The following is a 335-nucleotide window of genomic DNA, read 5'->3' as shown; positions in this document are numbered from 1 at the left end:
GCATTCCGTTTTCGATGCATTGTGATGAGGGTGTGACTCAGGTCAACCCGCTGTTTATGATGTGGGGAGCAATGGACAGGAAGTGTATCTTCTCTGGCAATGTTTATGGTGAAGAGGAATGTCTTACGGCTGAGCAGGCATTGCACGCTGTGACATTAGGTGCTGCTTACCTGATGGGACATGAACATATGAAAGGCTCCATTGAAATCGGTAAACTGGCGGATTTCGCGATTCTAGATCAGAACCCATTGGATGTTGCTAAAGAGGATGTGAAAGATATCAAGGTGCACGCAACGATGTTAGGTGGTGATATTACGGTTCACCAGATGGCTAAG

General features: G+C 46.6%; 1 protein-coding gene. It reads left to right on the top strand.

Going from position 1 to position 335, the window contains the following annotated elements:
* Positions 1 to 335: amidohydrolase family protein (locus E0702_RS16065; RefSeq protein WP_165927571.1), on the top strand; the 335-nt coding region annotated here is incomplete at both ends.

It is taken from the genome of Halomonas marinisediminis, assembly GCF_004347715.1.
GTDB classification, from domain to species: Bacteria; Pseudomonadota; Gammaproteobacteria; order Pseudomonadales; family Halomonadaceae; genus Halomonas; species Halomonas icarae.
The sequence above is the reverse complement of the archived record's forward strand: the minus strand, read 5'-3'. Positions and strand labels throughout refer to the sequence as shown.